Below are 21,016 nucleotides of genomic sequence, written 5' to 3' on the forward strand. Positions count from 1 at the left end.
CCGACAGGTGGATCAGCCCACGGCAGGCCAGTCTGCATCACGCACCCCTGCGACGAGCACCTCCCGCACCACCTGCCCCGGCACGCCCTGCCTGGTCAGGAAGTCGCGCAGGGAGCCCGGACCGGGCAGCTGGGAGGACCCCCAGGCGGCGTCGACACGGCGCACCAGGCGCCGGTCGTGGCGCGCCAGCAATTCCACCGACCGCCGCGCCGCGGCATACCGGGCCGCTCGCGCACCAGATCCCTGACCCTCGACACGAGGTTCACTGGGGCGCACCTCGACGTCCACTGCACGGTCACCAACCTGGGAACCCCCGATCGCACCGTGGGCGACCCACTCCGCCACACCCTCTCGCCACCACAGCGGCTCGGCGCGGGACACCACCTGGTCGAAGCGCGCGTGCACGAGCTCGTGCCGCAGCACCAGACCCCGGTCCGCCGAGCCCAGGGCGGTGACGTGCGGGTGCAGCACCACCTCCACCACCCCCTCGCCCTCGGCGGACGCGGACGCGACGCCCCCGCCGCCCGACCGGCCCCGACGGTCCACAGGCTCCAGGCTGGCCCGCCCCGGCACCACGCGGAGACCCCGGGTGATGCCCGGCACCTCGTCCGAGCCCCCGGCGGCCGCGAACTCCCGCCGCCCTGCAGCCAGGCGTACCACCACCGGACGGTCTCCCGGACGCGAGCGCCACACCTCACGGACCGCGTCGTCCGCACGGTGCACCTCCTGGCCCCAGGGCGTGCCCGTGGCGTCCAGCGCAGGCACCTCACCCGATCCACCGTCGCGCACGGCCCCCTCACCCTGTCCCGCCCCGCGGCACCCCGCGACGACCAGGGGAGCCGCCGCGGCCACACCGAGGGCCAGCACACCCCGCCGGGTCGGTCCGTCGTGTCGCATGGGCACAGTCTGGCCCCCGGCCCTAGCCCCGGGAGCCTGCCCCGACGAGCCCGGTCAGGGGCAGGACCTCCGCCCGGGCGCCCAGCGCCGTGCCGAGACCCACGAGTCCGGACCGCACGAGGGCTGCGACCGCCTCCTGCTCACGGGCATCCAGAGCCGCCCCCGCAGTCCCCGGACCCCCGGTTCCCGCACCACACCCGACGCACGGCGCGGCCGTCGACAGCGCCGCACCCACACACTCCGCCTGTCGGACCCCAGCGGTCCGGTCCACCTCGTCCATGGTCACCTCCTGCGAGCCCCAAGGGCCCGTTCGCATCCGACGCCCGGGCGGAACCGCCCTGACACCGACGAGACTAGAACAGGTGACCGACAACATCCGTCCACCTGTCCGCAACCTGTGGACGAGAGGCGCCGGTGGCGCGCCGGACACCGCACGAAGGCACCCCCGCGAGCACAGCAGGTGCTGAGGTTGTCGGTGCCGCCACCTACCGTGCCGGCATGTCCAGCTCCCCCGCCCTCACCGACGGGGTCCAGGCCACCTTCGAGGACCTCGGGACCCCGCTGGCAGACGTCACCTTCGTGGTGTTCGACCTGGAGACCACGGGCACCAACTCGACCGAGAGCGAGATCACGGAGTTCGGTGCCGTCAAGGTCCGCGGCGGCGAGGTGCTCGGCGAGTTCCAGACCCTCGTACGCCCGGCCCGGGGCATCCCGCCGTACATCCAGGTGCTCACCGGCATCACCACGGCGATGGTGGCCCGGGCCCCTTCCATCGAGGAGGTGCTCCCCACCTTCCTGGAGTTCGCCGGGGACGCGGTGCTCGTGGCCCACAACGCCCGCTTCGACACCGGCTTCGTGCGCCACGCCTGCGAGCGGCAGGGACGCCGGGCCCCCACCAACCCGGTGCTCGACACGGTCCACCTGGCCCGGCAGCTCCTGCCCCGCTCGGAGGTGCGCAACCACAAGCTGTCCACGCTCGCCCAGCACCTCGGGGCCCGCACCACACCCACCCACCGTGCCCTGGACGACGCCCGCGCCACGGTCGACGTCCTCCACGGCCTCATCGAGCGCGTGGGGCCGCTGGGCGTCCACTCCCTCGAGGAGCTGCTGGCCTACACCCGCCGCGTCCCGGAGGCACGGCGCCGCAAGCGCTCCCTCGCCGCAGACCTCCCGGAGGCACCGGGGGTCTACCGCTTCCTCGACGCGCAGGGCGAGGTGCTCTACGTGGGCACGGCCGTCAACATCCGCCGCCGCGTGGGCCAGTACTTCACCGCCTCGGAGACCCGCCGCCGCATGGAGGACATGGTGCGGCTGGCCGAGAAGGTGGTGCCCATCGTCTGCCCCACGGCCCTGGAGGCATCGGTCCGCGAGCTGCGCCTCATCCACGAGCACCAGCCGCGCTACAACCGCGCCGGTCGGAAGGCGGGCTCGCTGCCCTACGTGCGCCTCACCGACGAGCCGTTCCCCCGCCTCTCGGTGGTGCGCGCGGTGTCCACCGACGGCGCGACGCACATCGGCCCCTTCCCCAGCACCTCCGCCGCCCGCGAGGCGGTGGCCGCCCTGCACTGCGCCCTGCCGCTGCGGCAGTGCACGCAGCGCATCACCGAGGCCTCCGCGGCCCGGTCCACCACCGCCTGCGCCCTGGCCGACCTGGGCCGCTGCGGAGCCCCCTGCACGGGCGCCACCTCGCGCGCGGAGTACGCGCTGGTCGCCGAGGAGGCACGCCACGCCCTGCGCGACGACCACCGGGCCGCCTGGCGGCACCTCAGCGACCGGATGGAGTCCCTCGCCGCCAGTGAGCGGTTCGAGGAAGCCCGCGCACTGCGCGACGGAGCGCGGTCCTACCTGCGCGCAGCAGCACGGAGGCAACGCCACGAGGCGCTCGCGGACCTCGAGGAGCTGGTCGCCGCCGCCCCCATGACCGCCGGGGGCTGGGAGCTCGTGTGCATCCGCCACGGCCGACTCGCCGGCACGGCCCTGGCGCCCCGCGGCACCGACCCGATGCCGGTGGTGGACTCGCTGCGCGCCACCGCCGAGGTGGTGGCGCCGCGGCCCGACGGCTCCCCGGCCGCCCTGCCGGGCGAGGCCGACCTCGTCCTGGGCTGGCTGGAGCGCGAGGGCGTCCGCCTGGTGACCTCCAGCGGAGGGTGGGCCTCCCCCATCCACTCGGCGGCCGCGGTGACCGGCGTCCTCGACGCCGCGGTGTCGGCGGATCTGCCTGCCCCGGGCCGGCGGGGCCGGGGCTAGGGTGGCGGCATGATCTCCGCCATCGTCCTGATCCACGCAGAGTCCGCCCGCATCCCCCAGGTGGCCACGAGCATCGTGGAGATCCCGGGTGTCGAGAAGGTCTACTCCACCGCCGGCGCGGTCGACCTCATCGCGGTGGTCAAGGTGGAGAAGCACGAGGAGTTCGCCGACGTGATCGCCGATCGTCTCAACAAGGTCGAGGGCATCACCGACACCGAGACGCACATCGCGTTCCGCACCTACTCGGCCCAGGACGAGGCCGAGGCCTTCGCCATCGGCCTCGACGACTGACCGTCGGGCGGGGCGCCGCCCCTCAGGCGGCTCCCGGCCGGGTCGCCCGGACCCACTCCGCGAGAACGCCAGCGGCCGCACCGGAGCCGATGGTCTCCCGGGCCACCTCCACGTGGCGGGCCACGAGCCGCTCGAAGCCGTCCTGGTCCAGCTCCTGCGGGGCCTCGGTGGCCGTCGCCAGGGCCACCCCGGCGTTGAGCACCACGGCCTCGGTGGCCGGACCGTCGGCACCGGCGAGCACCCGGCGCGCCACCTCGGCGTTGTGGGCGGCGTCCCCGCCCCGGAGTTCCTCGATGGTGTGACGCCGCACCCCCACGGCCTCCGGCTCGAGCACGAAGGAAGTGATCTGCCCCCCTCGCACCCACCGCACGTCGGTGGGACCGGCCGGGCTGGCCTCGTCCAGGCCCTCCCGCCCGCGCATCACCGTCGCGGTGGTGCCCCGGTCGGCGAACACGCCCGACAGGATCTCCATGGCCCGCTCCTGCGCGCACCCCACCACGGACACCTGCGGGCGGGCCGGGTTGGTGATGGGCCCCAGGATGTTGAAGGCGGTCGGGATGCCCAACCCGCGCCGGGCCGTCGCCGCGAAGCGCATCGAGGGGTGGAAGGTCTGGGCGAAGGCGAACGAGATGCCGGCCTGCCCGGCCACGCGCGCCACGTCCTCGGGCTCCATCGTGAGGTCCACCCCGAGGGCCTCGAGCACGTCCGCCGCCCCGGACTTCGAGGACGCCGCCCGGTTGCCGTGCTTGACCACCGTCACGCCGGCCGCGGCCGCGACGACGCACGCCATCGTGGAGATGTTCACGGTGTCGTACCCGTCGCCGCCGGTCCCGACGATGTCCACCAGCGGGCGCCCACCGGACTCGACCGGCAGCGGTACCGCGTGCCCCACCATCACGTCGGCCAGCGCGCGCACCTCCTCCACGGTCTCCCCCTTGGCCCGCAGGGCCACCAGGAAGCCCGCCACCTCCACGTCCGTGGCGCGGCCGGACATCACCTCGTCCATGGCCCAGGAGGCGGTGGCACGATCGAGGTCCCGACCGGCCAGGAGGTCGGTCAGGACGGTCCGCCAGGTCCGGTCACCGGGTGCGCTCGCCATGGGCGCACTCTATGGCCACCCCACGGCCGTCACCGACGTCGCACCCCAAGGCCCGGCACGGTCACCCAGGGGCCTTCCCGACCGTGCGTGTCGCGCGCGGTGGCGCGGCAGGAGGCGGCAAATCTGCGACGCGCCGTCGTAGCGGGCCGGCCCCTCCCCGCAACGGCTGGGGCCATGGTCCATAATGCTCGCGTGGCGACTGTGAACTATTCCCCTGCGCAAGCCGAGATCCGCTCGAACGCTCTCGGCCCGGTGACGCGTCCGAACATGGCCGCGGTCGGAACGATCGTGTGGCTCGGCTCCGAGCTCATGTTCTTCGCCGGTCTCTTCGCGATCTACTTCACGCTCCGTGCGGTTGCTCCCCACCTGTGGGACCTGCACACCCCGGAGCTGAACGTGCCCTTCGCGCTGGGCAACACGATGATCCTGGTCATCTCCTCGGTGTGGTGCCAGATCGGCGTGATGAAGGCCGAGCACGGCCAGTCCTCGCGCACCGGCGGCCTGTTCGAGATCGGCAAGTGGGGCATGCGCGAGTGGTACGTGCTGACCTACGTCTTCGGCTCCATCTTCATCGCCGGTCAGGTGCTGGAGTACGCCGAGCTCGTGCACGAGGGCTTCACCCTGCAGACCGACTCGTACACGTCGATCTTCTACCTGGCCACCGGCTTCCACGGCATCCACGTGCTGGGCGGTCTGATCGCCTTCCTGCTGATCATCGGCCGCACGTTCACCACCCGCCACTACTCGCACTCGCAGGCCACGGGCGCCATCGTCACCAGCTACTACTGGCACTTCGTCGATGTCGTGTGGATCGTCCTGTTCGCGTCGATCTACCTGCTGAAGTGACGCCCTCGGTGTCCACCCCCCGTTCCGCCCCCGCGTCCCTCGACGATTGGTCCGACCGATGAACTCCCTCCTCGATCTCCGGCGCCACCCGGCTGCCATCCTGGTGCTGCTGCTCGCGGCACTGGCCGTGATGGGTGGCCTCTACACCGCGCTGAAGCCCACCGACGTCCAGGCCGAGGCCCCCGCCGCTGCCTCCGCCGACGACGTCAAGGAGGGCGACAAGCTCTTCCAGGCCAACTGCGCCACCTGCCACGGCAAGAACGGCGAGGGCATCACCGATGCCGGCCCGTCCCTCGTGGGCGTCGGCGCCGCCGCGGTCGACTTCCAAGTCGCCACCGGCCGCATGCCGCTGAGCGGCCCGGGCGTGCAGGCCAAGCGCAAGGCCCCCCAGTTCGACCAGAAGCAGATCGACCAGATGGCCGCCTTCGTCGCGAGCCTCGGCAACGGACCCTCCACCCCCGAGGCCGAGTACACCGACCTCAAGGGCGCCGACCCCGCCCACGGTGGTGAGCTCTACCGCGTCAACTGCGCCATGTGCCACAACTTCAACGGCTCCGGTGGCGCCCTGACGCGCGGCAAGTTCGCCCCCACGCTGGAGGGCGTCGAGCCGAAGCACATCTACGAGGCCATGGAGACCGGCCCTCAGAACATGCCGGTGTTCAACGACCAGAACCTCTCGCCCCAGGACAAGGAGGACATCGCCGCCTACCTGGACGAGATGCACTCCTCGCCCAACCAAGGCGGTAACGACCTCGGCAACCTCGGCCCGGTGGCCGACGGTGTGTTCATCTGGACCCTCGGCATCGGCCTGTTCCTGGGTGCCGCCTACTGGCTGACCCGGAAGTCCAGCTGATGCCCCCCGCCCACATCCCTGCCCACGGAGAGGACGCCATGTCGCACGGCTCCCACCCCCTGGCCCGCCACGAGGGTGACTCCCACCACGACGTGGTGCCCGACCACTTCGAGAACCCCGGCCACCCGCCGCACGTGCTGCGCTGGGCCGACGTCGACCCTGCCGCCGCGCGCCGCGCGGAGCGCCAGGTCGCCGGCTTCTTCCTGCTGTCCATCATCGGCACGCTGGCCTTCATCGTCGCGTACTTCTGGATGGACCAGGACGCCGTCGGCACCGTGCCCGGCATCGGCGCGCAGAACCTGTACCACCTGGTGCTCGGCGTGACGATGGCCCTGTCCCTGCTCGGCATCGGCCTGGGTGTCGTCCACTGGTCCAAGACCCTCATGGACGACCACGAGGTCACCGAGGAGCGCCACGTGCTGGCCTCCGACGCCGAGACCCGCCGGGGCTTCGGCGACACGATCGCCGAGGGCCTGGAGTCCTCGCAGATCATGCGTCGCCCGCTCATCAAGTACACGCTCGGCGGCGCGCTGGGCCTGTTCGCCCTCCCGCTGGGCATCCAGCTGGTCGGCTCGATGGGCCCGCTCCCCCGCAACGACCTCGAGGAGACGTTCTGGGACAAGGGCATGCGTCTGGTCACCGACCCCGACGGCATCCCGATCAAGGCCGCCGACGTGAGCAAGGGATCGGTCTTCCACGTGCTGCCCGAGGGCATCAACGAGGCCGAGCACCCGCTGGACGAGAAGGCCAAGGCCTCCGTCCTGCTGATGCGCCTGAACCCGGACGACATCCAGTCCGACAAGCAGCGCGAGTGGGGTTACGAGGGCATCGTGGCCTACTCCAAGATCTGCACCCACGTGGGTTGCCCCGTTGCTCTGTACGAGCAGCAGACCCACCACCTGCTGTGCCCCTGCCACCAGTCGACCTTCGACGTGACGCAGGACTGCAAGGTCATCTTCGGCCCGGCCAAGCGCCCGCTGCCGCAGCTGAAGATCTCCGTCGACGAAGAGGGTTACCTCACCGCCGACCAGGGCTTCACCGAGCCGGTCGGCCCGAGCTACTGGGAGCGTGAGCTGTGAGCACCGCTGCAGAGTCCCGCACGGCGCGTACGACGCGCCCCGCACCGGTCGTCGCGCCGACGCAGCGCGGCCCGATCCAGAACGTCGCCACCTGGGTGGACGCCCGCACCGGTGGTGCCGGCTTCACCCGGTACCTGATGCGCAAGGTGTTCCCGGACCACTGGTCGTTCATGATCGGTGAGATCGCCATGTACTCGATGGTGGTCTGCCTGGTCTCGGGTGTCTTCCTCACGATGTGGTTCGTCCCCTCCATGGCGCACACCGTCTACGAGGGCGACTACGAGCCGCTGCGCGGCATCGGCATCTCCGAGGCGTACAACTCCTCGCTGGCCATCAGCTTCGACATCAAGGGTGGTCTGCTCATGCGGCAGATCCACCACTGGGCCGCGCTGATCTTCATCGTCGCCATCATGCTGCACGCCCTGCGCGTGTTCTTCACCGGCGCGTTCCGCAAGCCGCGTGAGATCAACTGGGTGATCGGCTGCATGCTGTCGATGATCGCCATCTTCGAGGGCTTCATGGGCTACTCGCTGCCGGACGACCTCCTGTCGGGTACCGGTGTGCGCGCCATGCAGGGCTTCCTGATGTCGGCCCCGATCGTGGGCACCTACCTGTCGTACATGCTGTTCGGCGGTGGCTTCCCGGGCGAGATGATCATCCCCCGCTTCTACGCCTTCCACGTGCTGATCATCCCGGCCATCCTGGTGGGTGTGTTCGCGGCCCACATCATCCTGGTGGCCGTGCACAAGCACACCCAGTACCCCGGACCGGGCCGGACCAACGACAACGTCGTCGGTTTCCGCGTGATGCCGGTGTACGCCGCGAAGGCCGGTGGCTTCTTCTTCATCGTCTTCGGCCTCATCGTGCTGATCTCGGCCCTGGTCACGATCAACCCGATCTGGGCGTACGGCCCCTACGAGCCCACCCAGGTGACGGCCGGTTCTCAGCCCGACTGGTACATGGGCTTCGCCGACGGCGCCCTGCGCCTGCTGCCGGGAAGCTTCGAGTTCGTGCTGTTCGACCGCACCTTCTCGATGAACATCTTCCCGGGCTCGCTGTTCCTCATCCCGTTCATGTACGGCATCGCGATGGTCTACCCCTTCCTCGAGGCGTGGGTCACCGGTGACGACCGTGAGCACCACCTGCTGCAGTACCCGTACAACGCGCCGGTGCGTGCCGGTCTGGGTGCCGCCTTCTTCACCGTCTACCTGGTGCTGTGGGCCGCGGCCGGCAACGACATCATGGCCATCAAGCTGGGGCTGTCGATCAACGACGTCACCAACGTGCTGCGCGCGCTGTTCTTCATCGGGCCGGTGGTCGTGTTCTTCGTCGTGAAGCGCATCTGCCTCTCGCTGCAGCGTCGCGACCGCGACAAGGTGCTGCACGGCCGTGAGTCGGGTCGCATCGTCCGCACCCCGGAGGGTCGCTTCTTCGAGGCGCACGAGGAGCTCTCGGACTACGAGCGCTGGAACCTCGTGCAGCACCCGGACTACCGGGCGCTCACGGCCGAGGAGATCGCCGGCACCGACGAGAACGGCGTGCAGCGCGACCCGTCCTTCATGGACAAGGCCCGCGCCCGCATGACCTCGTTCTTCTTCGAGGACCGCATCCCCGCGGTGACCCCGGCCGAGCTGGCCGAGGCGCACGCCGACGAGCACCACGCCCACGATCACCACCTGGCCGTCCAGGCCCAGAACGAGGTCGCCGTCGTGGAGGAGTCGCTGCAGGGCCAGAAGCGCCACTGACGCGACACCACCCCTGAACGGGCCGCTCTCCCACCGGGAGGGCGGCCCGTTCCGCGTCCCCGCCCTCCTCCCTCGTGGTCCGGGCGCTGCCGGCGCCTCATCCGGGCGCTGCCGGGACAGGCTCGCCTGCCCGGCGCGACGGTGCCCACCTTGAGATACTCCGACCATGGACAGCCGCCGGTACGCCCTCTCCCGCGAGGAGTTCGAGGAGGCCGTCGGCGACGGCCTGGACCGCCTCCCGGAGCGCCTCGTCGACCGCATGGACAACGTGGTGATCCTCGTGGAGGAGGAGCCCACGCCAGAGCAGCTCGCCAGCATCCGCGAGCCGGGCGCCCACGGCCAGGGCACGTCCCTGTTCGGCCTGTACGAGGGGGTGCCGCTCCCCCAGCGCAGCGGCTTCCACCCGCCCCACGTGCCGGACCGCGTGTTCATCTTCCGCGGCCCCCTCTCCCGGGCCTTCCGCACGCCCCACGCGCTGCGCGAGCAGGTCGCCGTCACCGTCCTGCACGAGGTGGGGCACCACTTCGGCATCGACGACGACCGGCTGCACGAACTCGGCTGGGGCTGACGAGTCACGCAAGCGGCGGGCCCCACCCCACGACCCCGGGCCACCAGCGCCCGATGAGGACACCACCAGGAGGAACCATGGACACTCCCGCAGCGCGGCACCCCGAACGCACCGACCCACCCACCGGGCACCCCGGGGAGCCCCACGCCGCCAGCGCCGCCTCCCGGCTCAACTGGCTCCGCGCAGGGGTGCTCGGCGCCAACGACGGCGTCGTGTCCACCTCTGGCCTTGTCATCGGCGTGGCGGCTGCCTCGGCCTCCGACTCGGCGATCCTCGCCGCCGGCATGGCCGGACTGGCCGCCGGTGCCCTCTCCATGGGGGTCGGTGAGTACGTGTCGGTGTCCACGCAGCGCGACACCGAGACCGCGCTGCTGGCCAAGGAACGCCACGAGCTGGCCACCATGCCCGAGGAGGAGCTGGAGGAGCTGGCCGCCCTCTACGCCGCCAAGGGCCTCGACCCCGAGCTGGCACGCGAGGTGGCCGTCCAGCTGACCGCCCACGACGCCCTGGGCGCCCACGCGGAGGTCGAGCTGGGCCTCGACGAGGACGAGCTCACCAACCCCTGGCAGGCGGCCGCTGCCTCGATGCTGGCCTTCACCCTCGGGGCGCTCATCCCCCTGCTCACGATCCTGCTCCTGCCTCCCTCCGTGCGCGTGGCGGGCACCGCCGTCGCGGCGGCCGCGGCCCTCGCGCTCGCCGGCTGGTCCAGCGCCGTGCTGGGCGGCGCGGCCATCGGCCGGGCGGTGGCACGCAACGTCGGCGGCGGCATCCTGGCCATGGCCATCACCTACGGCGTCGGCGCGCTCGTGGGCACCTCGGTGGGCTGAGCCCCCTCCGATCCTCCTCCGGCACACACGAAGGAGCCCGCCCCCTGTCCAGGGGGCGGGCTCCTTCGTGTGTGCGGCGCTGGGCCTCAGACGTGGTGCGGACCGGAGAAGTACTCGTAGGTCCAGCCGATCACGGAGAAGATCAGCATGGCCATGCCGAGCACCACCATCCACCAGCCGATGGCCACGCCCATGAAGACGACGGCACCGGACAGGGCGAGCCACAGCGGCTGCCAGGAGTACGGCGCGAAGTTGCCGTAGTGACCGGCGACCTGGTCGATGTGGCCGTAGCGGTCGTCCTCCGGGCGGGTGGCCGGGAGGGTCTTGGCGGTGACGCCGATGTACCAGCCGATCATGCCCACCATGCCGGCGCAGAGCAGCAGGCCGACCCAGCCGACCGGCTCGTTCCAGCCACTCCAGAAGCCGTACAGCAGCCAGAAGGCCAGGAACGGAGGAACCAGGTACCAGAAGAGCTTGCCTTCAACCTTCATGGGCGTTCCTCACTTGTCCGTGGTGCGAACGGTGGCGCGGGCGTCACCGTAGTCGGCGTTGTCGTGGCGACCGTCCTCCTTGACGCCGCCCTCGTCCGGGGCGTCGGCCAGCTGGCCCATGACACCGGAGTCGGGGGTCGGGGCGTCCAGCGCGGCGACCTCGGGGTGGTTGAGGTCGAACACCGGGCGCTCGGAGCGGATGCGCGGGATGGCGTTGAAGTTGTGGCGCGGCGGCGGGCAGCTGGTGGCCCACTCGAGGGAGGAGCCCCAGCCCCACGGGTCGTCCACGTCGACCTTCTCGCCCTTCTTGGCGGTGATGTAGACGTTCCAGAAGAACGGCAGCATCGAGACGGCGAGCATGAACGCACCGACCGTGGAGATCTGGTTCAGGAAGGTGAACCCGTCCTCGACCATGTAGTCGGCGTAACGACGCGGCATGCCCTCGACACCCAGCACGTGCTGCACCAGGAAGGTGATGTGGAAGCCGAAGAACAGGATCCAGAAGTGGATCTTGCCCAGGGTCTCGTTGAGCATCTTGCCGGTGAACTTGGGCCACCAGAAGTAGAAGCCCGCGAACATCGCGAACACCACGGTTCCGAAGATCACGTAGTGGAAGTGGGCCACCACGAAGTAGGAGTCCGTCAGGTGCAGGTCCACCGCGGGGGCGGACAGGACGATGCCGGTCAGACCACCGAAGAGGAAGGTCACGAGGAAGCCGAGCGACCACAGCATCGGGGTCTCGAAGCTCAGCGAGCCGCCCCACATGGTGCCGATCCAGTTGAAGAACTTCACGCCGGTGGGCACCGCGATGAGCATGGTCATCACGGAGAAGAAGGGCAGCAGCACCTGGCCGGTGCCGAACATGTGGTGGGCCCACACGGACATCGACAGCGCGGCGATGGTGATCGTCGCCATGATCAGGGTCTTGTAGCCGAAGATCGGCTTGCGGCTGAACACCGGGACGATCTCGCTGATGATGCCGAAGAACGGCAGGGCGATGATGTACACCTCGGGGTGGCCGAAGAACCAGAACAGGTGCTGCCACAGCATGGCGCCACCGTTGGAGACGTCGTAGATGTGCGTGCCGACGATGCGGTCGGCGGCCATGCCGAACATGGCGGCGGTCAGCACCGGGAAGACCAGCAGCACCAGGATCGAGGTCACCAGGACGGTCCAGGTGAAGATCGGCATACGGAACATGGTCATGCCCGGCGCACGCATGCAGATGATCGTGACGATGAAGTTCACCGAACCAAGGATGGTTCCGAAACCACTCAGACCCAGACCCATGACCCAGAGGTCACCACCCAGCCCGGGGCTGTAGGTGGGGCCGGCCAGCGGCTGGTAGGCGAACCAGCCGAAGGAGGCAGCGCCGTCCGGGGACAGGAAGCTGGCGGCGGCGATGAGGCCACCGAACAGGTAGAGCCAGTAGGCGAACATGTTCAGACGCGGGAAGGCCACGTCCGGGGCGCCGATCTGCAGCGGCATGAGCGCGTTCGCGAAGCCCGCGAAGAGCGGCGTCGCGAAGAGCAGCAGCATGATCGTGCCGTGCATGGTGAACAGCGCGTTGAACTGGTCCTTGGACTGCAGGACCTGCATGCCCGGGTCGAACAGCTCGGCGCGGATGAACAGCGCCATGAGCCCGCCGAGGCAGAACCACGCCACGGTGGTGATGAAGTAGAGGTTTCCGATCACCTTGTGGTCGGTGGTCGTCAGGTACTTGACCGCCAGGGCACCGGCCCGCGTTTGCGGACGAGCCACGCTGTGCGCCTCGTCAGCCACGCGGGGGGCGACCCCGGGGTGAGAGATGGTAGCCATCAGTTGTCCTTCCCGCCCTTGCTGATCCACTCGTTGTGCTTCGGGTCGCGCTCGTGCACGCCCTTCTCACCCTGGATCAGCTCCTTGCGGTCGTAGCCGGTGTCCAGGAAGCCCTGCTTGCCGTCGTCGGCCAGCTTCTTCATCTGCTTGTCGTACTCGTCGCGCTCGACCACCTTCACCTGGAAGAGCATCTCCGAGTGGTAGGTGCCGCAGAGCTCGGCACACTTGCCCTGGTAGGTGCCCACCTTGGTGGGGGTCACCTGAAAGCGGTTCACCACACCCGGGATCATGTCCAGCTTCTGGAGGAACTGGGGCACCCAGAAGGAGTGGATGACGTCGCGCGAGGTGAGCACGAACTCGGTGCGCTCGTTGACCGGCAGGTACAGGGTGGGCAGCTTGTCGGCCACACCGTCCTTGCCCGTGAGCACGGCCTGCTGGCCGGAGTCGTGCACGTCGTCGCTCAGGTAGTTGAAGTCCCAGCTCCACTGCTTGCCGGCGACGTTGACGATGTTCTGCGGCTCCTGCTCGACGCTCATGAGCGCGTCCTCGGTCTTCACGTTCTGCACGAAGAGCGCGGCGACCATGACGATCGGCACGACCGTGTAGAGGATCTCGATCGGCACGTTGTACCGGAACTGCTTGGGGACCTCGGCGTCGTTCTTGCGGCGGTAGGCCAGCACGCACCAGAGCATCAGGCCCCACACCAGGATGCCGACCGCCAGGGCGGCGATCCACATGCCCACCCAGAACGAGATGACGCCGTCGGCATTCTCGCTGGCGCCCTCGGGGAGGTACCCGCGGGCGATCTGGTCCGAGCTCCCGCAGGCGCTCAGGACCATCGCACCGATGGTGGCCGCTCCGGCCAGGACCGCGGGGCGCTTCCAGCGCCGTGTGTGATCGGGGTGCCTGTGCACTCGATGCCACCTTCCGTGAAGCTGTGTCGTCAGTGCACGCGGTTCAGGGGCATGCACTGCAGTTGCCCCATCATCCTACCCAACGTCGGAGTTCGCCACGGGGGCGGCTCGCCGCCACGGATCATCCTCGTCGGTGGCGGCGTCCAGGCGCCGCAGGTACTCCGCGCGCGGCAGCGTGGTCACCCCCATCGAGGCGAGGTGGTCGGTGCGCCACTGCACGTCGACCAGCCCCCGCTCCCCCACCACGTCCATGACGCGCGCCATGCCCACCATCGCCGCCTTCGAGGCGTCCGTGACGTGATGGAACATCGACTCCCCCGCGAAGAAGCCCCCGATCCCCACCCCGTAGAGGCCGCCCACCAGCCGGCTCTCCTGCCACACCTCCACGCTGTGGGCGTGGCCCAGCCGGTGCAACCGGCCGTAGGCCCGCCGAACCGTCGGGGTGATCCACGCGCCCTCGCGCCGGGGGTCGGCGCAGGCGGCGACCACGTCGTCGAAGGCGGCGTCGGTGGTCAGGGTGAACGCCCGCATCGACCGGCGCAGGGACCGGCTCACGTGCAGCCCCCCGGGCAGGAGCACCCCCCGCTCCTCGGGGAACCACCAGCCGACCGGCCCGCTGCCGCCTCCCCCGACCCCCATCGGGAACACGCCGTGCGTGTAGGCCGACAGGAGCGTCTCCGGGGCCAGGTCGCCCCCGACGCCGACGAGGTCGTCCCCCGGCACGGCGCTGGCGACCGCGGCCGCGAAGTCCAGACGGCACCGCAGACGCACGGCTCACCCCCTCCGGTGGGGGTGAGCCGTGCGGTGCCCGGACTCAGCTGAAGGAGTCACCACAGGCGCAGGAGCTGCCCGCGTTCGGGTTGTCGATGGTGAAGCCCTGCTTCTCGATGGTGTCGGCGAAGTCGATGGACGCGCCGTCGAGGTAGGGGGCGCTCATGCGGTCCACGACCACCTCGACGCCGTCGAAGTCACGGGTCAGGTCACCGTCGAGCGTGCGCTCGTCGAAGTACAGCTGGTAGATCAGGCCGGAGCACCCACCGGGCTGCACACCGATGCGCAGGCGCAGGTCGTCGCGGCCCTCCTGGGCGAGCAGGCTCTTGACCTTGTCGGCGGCGACCGGGGTCAGGGTGACGCCGTGGGTGGCCTCGGAGGTGGTCTGGTCCTGGACGGTCATGTCTGTCCTCACTCGGGGTGCGGCTTGATGGGTCCTCAAGGGTACGCCTCGTCCCCGCCGGGCATTCCCGACGGGGACGAGGCGGCGGGGACGCCGGTCAGTCGGCGAGGCTCGAGAGCAGGAGCGCCTCGGCGACGCAGACCTTCTCGAACTCCCCCAGGTGCAGGCTCTCGTTGGCGCCGTGGGCGCGGGTGTCGGGGTCCTCCACGCCGGTCACGAGGATGGACGCCTCGGGGAACTTCTCGGCGAACATCGCGATGAACGGGATGGAGCCGCCCAGACCGATGTCGACGGCGTCGGTGCCCCAGGCAGCGCCGAAGGCGCTGCGCGCCGCGTCGTAGGCCGGGCCGGAGGCGTCGGCGCGGAAGCCGCTGCCGGCGTCCTGCAGGGTCACCTCGAGGGTGGCACCCCAGGGCGCGTACTCGCGGAGGTGCGCCTCGATGGCCTCGAAGGCGGCCTGCGGGTCCTGCGAGGGCGCCAGGCGGAAGGACAGCAGACCGGTGGTGCTGGCCAGCAGGGTGTTGGAGGCCTCGGAGACCCGCGGGGCGTCCACGCCGATGACGCTGGCGGTCGGCTTGGCCCACAGGCGCTCGGTGAGGCTGCCGGTGCCGACGAGCCGGCTGTCGGGGAGCATCCCGGACTCGCTGCGGAAGTCGGCCTCGTCCATATCCAGGTCCCCCACCGGGTCGACGGCCAGGCCCTTGACGGCCACGTCGCCGGCCTCGTCGTGCAGGCTGGCGGCCAGGCGGGAGAAAGCGGTGAGCGAGTCCATGGCCGGGCCGCCGTACATACCCGAGTGCACCGCGTGGGAGAGCGTGGAGACCGTCACCTGCACGCGCACCATGCCGCGCAGGGAGGTGGTCAGGGCCGGCACGCCGACCTTCCAGTTGGCCGAGTCGGCCAGGACGATGGCATCGCAGGCCAGCTTGTCGCCGTGCTTCTCGAGGATGTCCGGGAGGCTCTCGGAGCCGTACTCCTCCTCCCCCTCCACGAAGACGGTGACACCCACCGGCGGGCGTCCGTCGTGGGCCCGCAGGGCGGCGACGTGGGCCATGACGCCCGCCTTGTCGTCGGCGCACCCGCGGCCGAAGAGGCGGTCCCCCTTGCGGGTGGGCTCGAAGGGCGGGGTGTCCCAGTCGGCCTCGTCCCCGGGCGGCTGCACGTCGTGGTGGGCGTAGAGCAGCACCGTGGGGGCGCCCTCCGGCGCCGGGAGCGTGCCGATGACCGCCGGCGCCCCACCCTCGGTGACGATCTCCACCTCGAGGCCGGCGCCCTCCAGCAGGCGGGCGGTGGCCTCGGCGGAGGCCTGCACGTGGGACTGGTCGAAGGACGGCATCGACACGCTGGGGATGCGGGCGAGCTCCACCAGCTCGTCGATCACCTGCGGCATGCCGTCCAGGACGGCCTGGCGCAGGGCGGCGTCGTCGCGCCGGGGTGCGGGGGCGGGTGTGTTCTGGGTCATGTCCCCGACCCTATGCGGTGCCCGCGGGCGCTCAGCGCAGGGCGCGGGGCTTCTCGCCGCGGCCCACGGCCGGGCGCGGGGTGCGGGCGCCGCGCATCTGGAAGGAGCGCAGGATGACGTAGGTGGCCAGGCCCTTGCCCTCCTCGGCCCGGCGCGGGAACACGCGGGCGACCTCGCCCCTCAGGCGGCGGGCCAGCAGCCAACCGTCCACGAGCCCGGCGACGAGCATCCCGTAGACGAGCACGAAGATCGGCAGGCGGAAGGTGGCGGCCAGCTCCGGGCGGGCGATCATCACGACGGTGAGCAGCAGGGTCACCAGCAGGATCGGCAGCATGACCTGCCCGACGGTGAAGCGAGAGTCCACGCGGTCACGCACGTAGGCACGCACCGGACCACGGTCGCGCGCCGGCAGGTAGGCGTCGTCCCCGTCGAGCATCCCCTGGCGGGCACGGGCCCGCTCCTCGGCGCGCTCGCGACGCTCGGCCTCCTTGGCGGCCTTGCGGTCGGTCACCACCAGCGGCTTGCGGCGGGCGGCCTGCGCCTCGCGTCGCTTGGGGGTGGGGCGCCCCTTCTTCCGCTGGCCCTCGGGGCGGGTGTCCACCTCCTCCACGGGCTGGGGTTCCTCGGTCTGCACGGTGTCTCGGTGGGCCATGGGCGAAGGGTACGTGGTGACATACTGCGCGACGCAGACCAGCCGGCACCGAACGCACCCACCGAGGGGGAGGGACCACGATGGACCGCACGACGGACCGAGGACGCCGGGACGCTCCCGGGCCCCGCCGCCCCCGCACGGCGCTGGCCCTGGCCCTCACGGTCACCGCCGCCCTCTCGGCGGCCTCCCCCGCCCACGCCGAGCCCGCCCACCGGTACTGGTCGACCTGGACGCTGCAGGGCACCAGCTGGCAGGTGCCCGAGCGCAGCGCCACCGAGGAGGTCCCCGCCGACGGATCCGTCGTCGGGCTGCGCTTCGCCCTGCTCCCGGCGTCGGCCACCAACGGTCGCTCCCCGCGCGCGACGCCGTCGTTCGAGGAGGTGTGCGGCCGGACCGCGCCGGAGGCCGGCACCAAGCGGGTCGGCGTGGTGGTGGACCACGGTCGCCCCGAGGAGTCCGCCTCCCGCCCGCAGGACGCCCCGCAGGTGGAGACGGCCTGCGCCGTGGCCCCGGTGGACGCGACCCTGGTCGCCACCGTGCGCCACGCGCTCGACGTGCAGGGCACCCCGCCGATGGTGTGCGCCGTCGACGGTCACCCGGCCGAGGGCTGCTCGGCCAACCGCGTGGCCGACGCGGACTCGGCCGTGCTGGAGGCCACCGAGGAGCCGGTGGAGCCCGTGCGGCGCACGGCCCCCGAGCCCACCGACCCGGACACGGCGCCCGCGGCGACCCCCTCCCCCGAGGCCTCCCCGTCCCCCTCCGGCGGCGAGGAGTCCGCCGGGGAGGGCCCGGCACCGACCGCCGGCGAGGACGCCCCGGCCGCCCCCGAGCGACGGGAGGCACCGGACGGCGCCCTCGTGCCCTGGTACGTGACGGCCCTGGCCCTGGCCCTGCTCGCCGGCGGGCTCTGGATGCTGCTGCGCCCGCTCCCCGCCGGACGGGGCAGCGGGTTCCGCCACACCCTCGCCGAGCAGCTGCGCACGCGCCGCGGCACCGGCGGATCCGCACCCGAGGACGCCGCCGACGCCCCCGGAGCGGAGGCGGAACCCGACCCGGTGGACGACGCCCCGGACTCCCCCGACCACNCCCCCGGCGGGGCCCCGCCGCCGTGCGATGGGGTGCCGCGTCAGCCGCGGACGCCGGCCTCCACGAACGGCGGCTTCACGAGCTCGCCGGCCACCTCACGGCCGCGCACGTCGATGACGACCTCGTCACCGAAGGTGTGGGAGCGGTCCACCAGCGCGATGGCGATGCCGTGGCCCAGGGTGGGCGAGAAGGTGCCGGAGGTGACCACCCCGATGACCGTGCCGTCGGTGGCCCTCACCTCGTTGCCCTCACGCGGGATGCCGCGACCGGTCACCTTGATGCCGCGGTTCAGGCGGCCGGACTTCTCCGCGCGCTGGGCCGCCAGGGCCTCCTTGCCCCAGAAGGCCTCCTTGTCCCAGCCGACGGCCCAGGCGTTGCGGGCCATCACCGGGGAGATGTCCACCGAGAGCTCGTGGCCGTGCAGCGGGTAGCCCATCTCGGTGCGCAGCGTGTCGCGGGCACCCAGGCCGGCGGGCAGGCCGCCCACCTCGGCGGCAGCGGCCACGAGGGCCTCCCACAGCTCGGCGGTGGCGTCCCAGGGGCAGACCAGCTCGTAGCCCTTCTCACCGGTGTAGCCGGAGCGGCAGACGACCACCTCGTGGCCCTTCCACTGCGCGTCGAGGAAGGACATGAAGTCCGGGTGGTCCACCGGCAGGCCGAGGGCGGTCATGACCTCGTCGGCCTTCGGGCCCTGCACGGCGACGATGCCGTGCTGGGTGTGCTCGTCGGAGACGGTCACCTCCGGGGCGCGCTCGGCCGCGGCCTCGGTGAGCAGGCGGGCCACCTGGGTGGCGTTGGCGGCGTTGGGCACGAGGAACACGTCGTCCTCGGAGCGCAGGTACTGGATCAGATCGTCGACGACACCACCGGACTCGTTGCAGCACATCGTGTACTGCGCCTTGCCCGGCTCGATGCGGGTGAGGTCGTTGGTGAAGCAGGAGTTGACGAAGGCCGCCGCACCGGGACCGGAGACGCGGACCTTGCCCATGTGCGAGACGTCGAAGAGCCCGACGGCCTCGCGGGTGGCGTTGTGCTCGGCCTTGACGCCGCCGCCGGGGAACTCGATGGGCATGTCCCAGCCACCGAAGTCGGCCATCTTGGCGCCGCGGGCGACGTGGGCCTCGTGGAGGGGGGAGTGACGGAGGGAGGAGTCGGTCATGTGCGCACCGTACCCGCCCGGACGTGACGTGGATCGCACCGCGCGTACGATCGGTGCCACTGTGGCCCGGCGGCCGAGTCGCCGGGCCGTCTGGAGCGCGAACCGATCCCGATCCGAGGAGACCTGATGACGAGCGTGCCCTTCGAGCTGTCCCCCTTCGACCTCGAGCTCACGACGGCCACCGAGGCCCCGGCCGAGGCCACCGCCGACGCCCTGGTGCTGGGCGCCTGGCAGGTGGACGGCAAGGCCGAGCTGGCCGCCGCCGACCTGCCCGCCGAGGCCACCGAGGCCCTGGCCGCCGCCCTGACCACGCTCAAGGCCACCGGCGCCGTGGACTCCACGACCGTGCTCGCCGGCGCCCCCGGCGTGTCCGCCACCCTCGTCGTGGTGGCAGGTCTGGGCAAGCAGGCCGACGCGACCACCGACCGCCTGCGCCGCGCCGCCGGTGCCGCCGTGCGCGCCACCGCCGGCGCCACCCGTGTGGTGCTGGCGCTGCCGGCCACCGACGCCACCGGCACCGTCGCCGCCGCCGAGGGCGCCGTGCTGGGCGCCTACGCCGACACCCGCTTCAAGAGCTCGGTGGAGGCCACCGACGAGGTGGAGGCCGAGGCCCCCGAGGTGCGCAGCATCGCCGTGGTGCCCGCCGGGGACGCCGCCGAGGTGGAGACCGGGCTGCAGCGCGCCCTGGTGCTGGGCCGCCAGATGGCCTACGCCCGCGACCTGGTGAACACCCCCGCCAACTTCCTCTACCCCGAGTCCTTCGCCGCCTCGGTGACCGAGCGCGCGCCGCAGGGCGTGGAGGTCGAGGTCATCGACGACGCGCAGCTGGAGTCCATGGGCGCCGGCGCCATCCACGGCGTGGGCAAGGGCTCGGCGCGCGGTCCCCGCATCGCGGTGCTGCGCTACCGCCCGGCCGGTGCCCAGAAGCACGTGGCGATGGTGGGCAAGGGCATCACCTTCGACACCGGTGGCCTCTCCCTCAAGCCGCCGCAGGGCATGACCACCATGAAGTGCGACATGGGTGGCGCGGCCGCCGTGGCCGGCGCCGTGTTCGCCGCCGCCGAGCTGGGCGTGCAGACGGCCGTCACCGGCATCCTCTGCCTGGCCGAGAACATGCCCTCGCGCGACGCCCAGCGCCCCGGTGACGTGGTGACCGCCCTCAACGGCCTGACCGTGGAGGTGCTCAACACCGACGCCGAGGGCCGTCTGGCCATGTGCGACGGCCTCGTGCTGGCCACCCGCGAGAAGCCCGACCTGGTGCTCGACATCGCCACCCTCACCGGTGCCGCGGTGATGGCCCTGGGCGACCGCACCGCCGGCGTCGTGGCCAACGACGACGCCCTGCGCGAGCGCGTGGTGGGGCTGGCCGAGCGCACCGGCGAGCCGCTGGTGGGCCTGCCCATCCCCGAGGAGGTGCACGAGGGCCTCGTCTCCCCCGTGGCCGACCTGCGCAACATCATCGGCTACGGCAAGCCGGCCGGCATGCAGACCGCCGCGGCCTACCTGATGCGCTTCGTGGGCTCCACGCAGGGTAAGGACCACGTCACGGGCGACGCCCAGCAGCTGCCGTGGGCCCACATCGACATCGCCGGCCCGGCCTTCCACGAGGGCAGCCCGTGGGGCTACACCCCCGCCGGCGGCACCGGCTCCGGCCTGCGCACCCTGCTGGCCGCCGTCGAGGACGTGCCGCTGGCCTGACGCGCCCACCCGGGCCCGCTCCCCCGCCCGCCCCGGGCCGGGGAGCGAGGGGGCCGGACACGACGGAGCCCCCACCCGGTGCCGTGCACCGGGTGGGGGCTCCTCGCACG

The 21,016-nt window shown here is 71.7% G+C and carries 19 protein-coding genes and 1 pseudogene; 10 read left to right on the forward strand and 10 right to left on the reverse strand.

Annotation, left to right across the window (positions count from 1 at the left end; all coding sequences use genetic code 11):
* Positions 1–12: 12 nt before the first annotated feature.
* Positions 13–897 carry a hypothetical protein gene (locus ACFFHC_RS11365; RefSeq protein ID WP_379805497.1) on the reverse strand — a complete coding sequence of 295 codons (885 nt, stop codon included), beginning with the start codon at positions 895–897 and terminating at the stop codon, positions 13–15.
* A 498-nt stretch (positions 898–1,395) separates the two neighbouring features.
* Between ACFFHC_RS11365 and ACFFHC_RS11370 the strand changes: the two genes are divergently transcribed.
* Positions 1,396–3,144 carry a DEDD exonuclease domain-containing protein gene (locus ACFFHC_RS11370; protein WP_379805500.1) on the forward strand — a complete coding sequence of 583 codons (1,749 nt, stop codon included), beginning with the start codon at positions 1,396–1,398 and terminating at the stop codon, positions 3,142–3,144.
* Between the two features lie 9 nt (positions 3,145–3,153).
* On the forward strand, positions 3,154–3,435 hold the full coding sequence (locus tag ACFFHC_RS11375; RefSeq protein ID WP_070706201.1) for an Lrp/AsnC family transcriptional regulator: 282 nt from the start codon (positions 3,154–3,156) through the stop codon (positions 3,433–3,435).
* A 22-nt stretch (positions 3,436–3,457) separates the two neighbouring features.
* Here ACFFHC_RS11375 and trpD read toward each other — a convergent pair whose 3' ends face one another.
* Entirely contained in the window at positions 3,458–4,534 is a 1,077-nt protein-coding gene (gene trpD / locus ACFFHC_RS11380; RefSeq protein WP_101849578.1) for an anthranilate phosphoribosyltransferase, read from the reverse strand.
* A 174-nt stretch (positions 4,535–4,708) separates the two neighbouring features.
* Here trpD and ctaE point away from each other — a divergent pair, with 174 nt between their 5' ends.
* From ctaE to ACFFHC_RS11410, 6 genes are all read left to right on the forward strand, one after another.
* Positions 4,709–5,380, forward strand: coding sequence for an aa3-type cytochrome oxidase subunit III (ctaE, locus tag ACFFHC_RS11385; protein WP_446685147.1), 672 nt, complete (start codon positions 4,709–4,711; stop codon positions 5,378–5,380).
* A 58-nt stretch (positions 5,381–5,438) separates the two neighbouring features.
* The gene (gene qcrC / locus ACFFHC_RS11390; RefSeq protein ID WP_070706198.1) at positions 5,439–6,233 is read left to right on the forward strand and encodes a cytochrome bc1 complex diheme cytochrome c subunit; all 795 of its coding nucleotides are present in this window, start codon (positions 5,439–5,441) and stop codon (positions 6,231–6,233) included.
* Positions 6,234–6,271: 38 nt separating this feature from the next.
* Positions 6,272–7,312 (forward strand): cytochrome bc1 complex Rieske iron-sulfur subunit, encoded by a 1,041-nt coding sequence (gene qcrA / locus ACFFHC_RS11395; protein ID WP_070706197.1) that lies wholly within the window; start codon positions 6,272–6,274, stop codon positions 7,310–7,312.
* Positions 7,309–9,057, forward strand: coding sequence for a cytochrome bc1 complex cytochrome b subunit (gene qcrB, locus ACFFHC_RS11400; RefSeq protein ID WP_070706196.1), 1,749 nt, complete (start codon positions 7,309–7,311; stop codon positions 9,055–9,057). The genes qcrA and qcrB overlap by 4 nt, the downstream gene beginning before the upstream one ends.
* A gap of 166 nt (positions 9,058–9,223) precedes the next feature.
* Positions 9,224–9,625 carry a metallopeptidase family protein gene (locus tag ACFFHC_RS11405; RefSeq protein ID WP_070706195.1) on the forward strand — a complete coding sequence of 134 codons (402 nt, stop codon included), beginning with the start codon at positions 9,224–9,226 and terminating at the stop codon, positions 9,623–9,625.
* A 77-nt stretch (positions 9,626–9,702) separates the two neighbouring features.
* Positions 9,703–10,452 carry a VIT1/CCC1 transporter family protein gene (locus tag ACFFHC_RS11410; RefSeq protein ID WP_070706194.1) on the forward strand — a complete coding sequence of 250 codons (750 nt, stop codon included), beginning with the start codon at positions 9,703–9,705 and terminating at the stop codon, positions 10,450–10,452.
* Positions 10,453–10,538: 86 nt separating this feature from the next.
* Here ACFFHC_RS11410 and ACFFHC_RS11415 read toward each other — a convergent pair whose 3' ends face one another.
* The 7 genes from ACFFHC_RS11415 to ACFFHC_RS11445 form a co-directional block, all read right to left on the reverse strand.
* Positions 10,539–10,943, reverse strand: a complete 405-nt coding sequence (locus tag ACFFHC_RS11415) for a cytochrome c oxidase subunit 4 (RefSeq protein WP_070703681.1) — start codon at positions 10,941–10,943, stop codon at positions 10,539–10,541.
* Between the two features lie 9 nt (positions 10,944–10,952).
* Positions 10,953–12,761 carry an aa3-type cytochrome oxidase subunit I gene (ctaD, locus tag ACFFHC_RS11420; RefSeq protein WP_070703683.1) on the reverse strand — a complete coding sequence of 603 codons (1,809 nt, stop codon included), beginning with the start codon at positions 12,759–12,761 and terminating at the stop codon, positions 10,953–10,955.
* On the reverse strand, positions 12,761–13,732 hold the full coding sequence (gene ctaC / locus ACFFHC_RS11425; protein ID WP_446685148.1) for an aa3-type cytochrome oxidase subunit II: 972 nt from the start codon (positions 13,730–13,732) through the stop codon (positions 12,761–12,763). Before ctaC ends, ctaD begins: the two co-directional genes overlap by 1 nt.
* An 18-nt stretch (positions 13,733–13,750) precedes the next feature.
* Positions 13,751–14,446, reverse strand: a complete 696-nt coding sequence (gene aat / locus ACFFHC_RS11430; protein ID WP_070703687.1) for a leucyl/phenylalanyl-tRNA--protein transferase — start codon at positions 14,444–14,446, stop codon at positions 13,751–13,753.
* Positions 14,447–14,489: 43 nt separating this feature from the next.
* Entirely contained in the window at positions 14,490–14,849 is a 360-nt protein-coding gene (locus ACFFHC_RS11435; protein ID WP_070703688.1) for a HesB/IscA family protein, read from the reverse strand.
* A gap of 97 nt (positions 14,850–14,946) precedes the next feature.
* On the reverse strand, positions 14,947–16,311 hold the full coding sequence (locus ACFFHC_RS11440) for a dipeptidase (protein ID WP_070703690.1): 1,365 nt from the start codon (positions 16,309–16,311) through the stop codon (positions 14,947–14,949).
* A gap of 31 nt (positions 16,312–16,342) precedes the next feature.
* Positions 16,343–16,963, reverse strand: a complete 621-nt coding sequence (locus ACFFHC_RS11445) for a DUF3043 domain-containing protein (RefSeq protein ID WP_070703692.1) — start codon at positions 16,961–16,963, stop codon at positions 16,343–16,345.
* Between the two features lie 80 nt (positions 16,964–17,043).
* Between ACFFHC_RS11445 and ACFFHC_RS11450 the strand changes: the two are divergent.
* Positions 17,044–17,571: pseudogene (locus tag ACFFHC_RS11450) on the forward strand (SCO2322 family protein); the annotation flags it as partial.
* A 518-nt stretch (positions 17,572–18,089) separates the two neighbouring features.
* Here the strand turns inward: ACFFHC_RS11450 and gcvT are convergent.
* Positions 18,090–19,208 (reverse strand): glycine cleavage system aminomethyltransferase GcvT, encoded by a 1,119-nt coding sequence (gene gcvT, locus ACFFHC_RS11455; RefSeq protein ID WP_070703581.1) that lies wholly within the window; start codon positions 19,206–19,208, stop codon positions 18,090–18,092.
* A 126-nt stretch (positions 19,209–19,334) separates the two neighbouring features.
* Between gcvT and ACFFHC_RS11460 the strand changes: the two genes are divergently transcribed.
* Positions 19,335–20,906, forward strand: a complete 1,572-nt coding sequence (locus ACFFHC_RS11460; protein WP_379805520.1) for a leucyl aminopeptidase — start codon at positions 19,335–19,337, stop codon at positions 20,904–20,906.
* Positions 20,907–21,016: the final 110 nt, after the last annotated feature.

This window comes from Kytococcus schroeteri, assembly GCF_042433515.1.
In the GTDB taxonomy this organism is placed as follows: Bacteria; Actinomycetota; Actinomycetes; order Actinomycetales; family Dermatophilaceae; genus Kytococcus; species Kytococcus schroeteri.

What these genes read in the sequence shown, in the direction of transcription:
- ACFFHC_RS11365 (WP_379805497.1), bottom strand. Translation starts at nt 897, where the DNA reads ATGCGACACGACGGACCGACCCGGCGGGGTGTGCTGGCCCTCGGTGTG.
- ACFFHC_RS11370 (WP_379805500.1), top strand. Translation starts at nt 1,396, where the DNA reads ATGTCCAGCTCCCCCGCCCTCACCGACGGGGTCCAGGCCACCTTCGAG.
- ACFFHC_RS11375 (WP_070706201.1), top strand. Translation starts at nt 3,154, where the DNA reads ATGATCTCCGCCATCGTCCTGATCCACGCAGAGTCCGCCCGCATCCCC.
- trpD (WP_101849578.1), bottom strand. Translation starts at nt 4,534, where the DNA reads ATGGCGAGCGCACCCGGTGACCGGACCTGGCGGACCGTCCTGACCGAC.
- ctaE (WP_446685147.1), top strand. Translation starts at nt 4,709, where the DNA reads ATGGTCCATAATGCTCGCGTGGCGACTGTGAACTATTCCCCTGCGCAA.
- qcrC (WP_070706198.1), top strand. Translation starts at nt 5,439, where the DNA reads ATGAACTCCCTCCTCGATCTCCGGCGCCACCCGGCTGCCATCCTGGTG.
- qcrA (WP_070706197.1), top strand. Translation starts at nt 6,272, where the DNA reads ATGTCGCACGGCTCCCACCCCCTGGCCCGCCACGAGGGTGACTCCCAC.
- ACFFHC_RS11405 (WP_070706195.1), top strand. Translation starts at nt 9,224, where the DNA reads ATGGACAGCCGCCGGTACGCCCTCTCCCGCGAGGAGTTCGAGGAGGCC.
- ACFFHC_RS11410 (WP_070706194.1), top strand. Translation starts at nt 9,703, where the DNA reads ATGGACACTCCCGCAGCGCGGCACCCCGAACGCACCGACCCACCCACC.
- ACFFHC_RS11415 (WP_070703681.1), bottom strand. Translation starts at nt 10,943, where the DNA reads ATGAAGGTTGAAGGCAAGCTCTTCTGGTACCTGGTTCCTCCGTTCCTG.
- ctaD (WP_070703683.1), bottom strand. Translation starts at nt 12,761, where the DNA reads ATGGCTACCATCTCTCACCCCGGGGTCGCCCCCCGCGTGGCTGACGAG.
- ACFFHC_RS11435 (WP_070703688.1), bottom strand. Translation starts at nt 14,849, where the DNA reads ATGACCGTCCAGGACCAGACCACCTCCGAGGCCACCCACGGCGTCACC.
- ACFFHC_RS11440 (WP_070703690.1), bottom strand. Translation starts at nt 16,311, where the DNA reads ATGACCCAGAACACACCCGCCCCCGCACCCCGGCGCGACGACGCCGCC.
- ACFFHC_RS11445 (WP_070703692.1), bottom strand. Translation starts at nt 16,963, where the DNA reads ATGGCCCACCGAGACACCGTGCAGACCGAGGAACCCCAGCCCGTGGAG.
- gcvT (WP_070703581.1), bottom strand. Translation starts at nt 19,208, where the DNA reads ATGACCGACTCCTCCCTCCGTCACTCCCCCCTCCACGAGGCCCACGTC.
- ACFFHC_RS11460 (WP_379805520.1), top strand. Translation starts at nt 19,335, where the DNA reads ATGACGAGCGTGCCCTTCGAGCTGTCCCCCTTCGACCTCGAGCTCACG.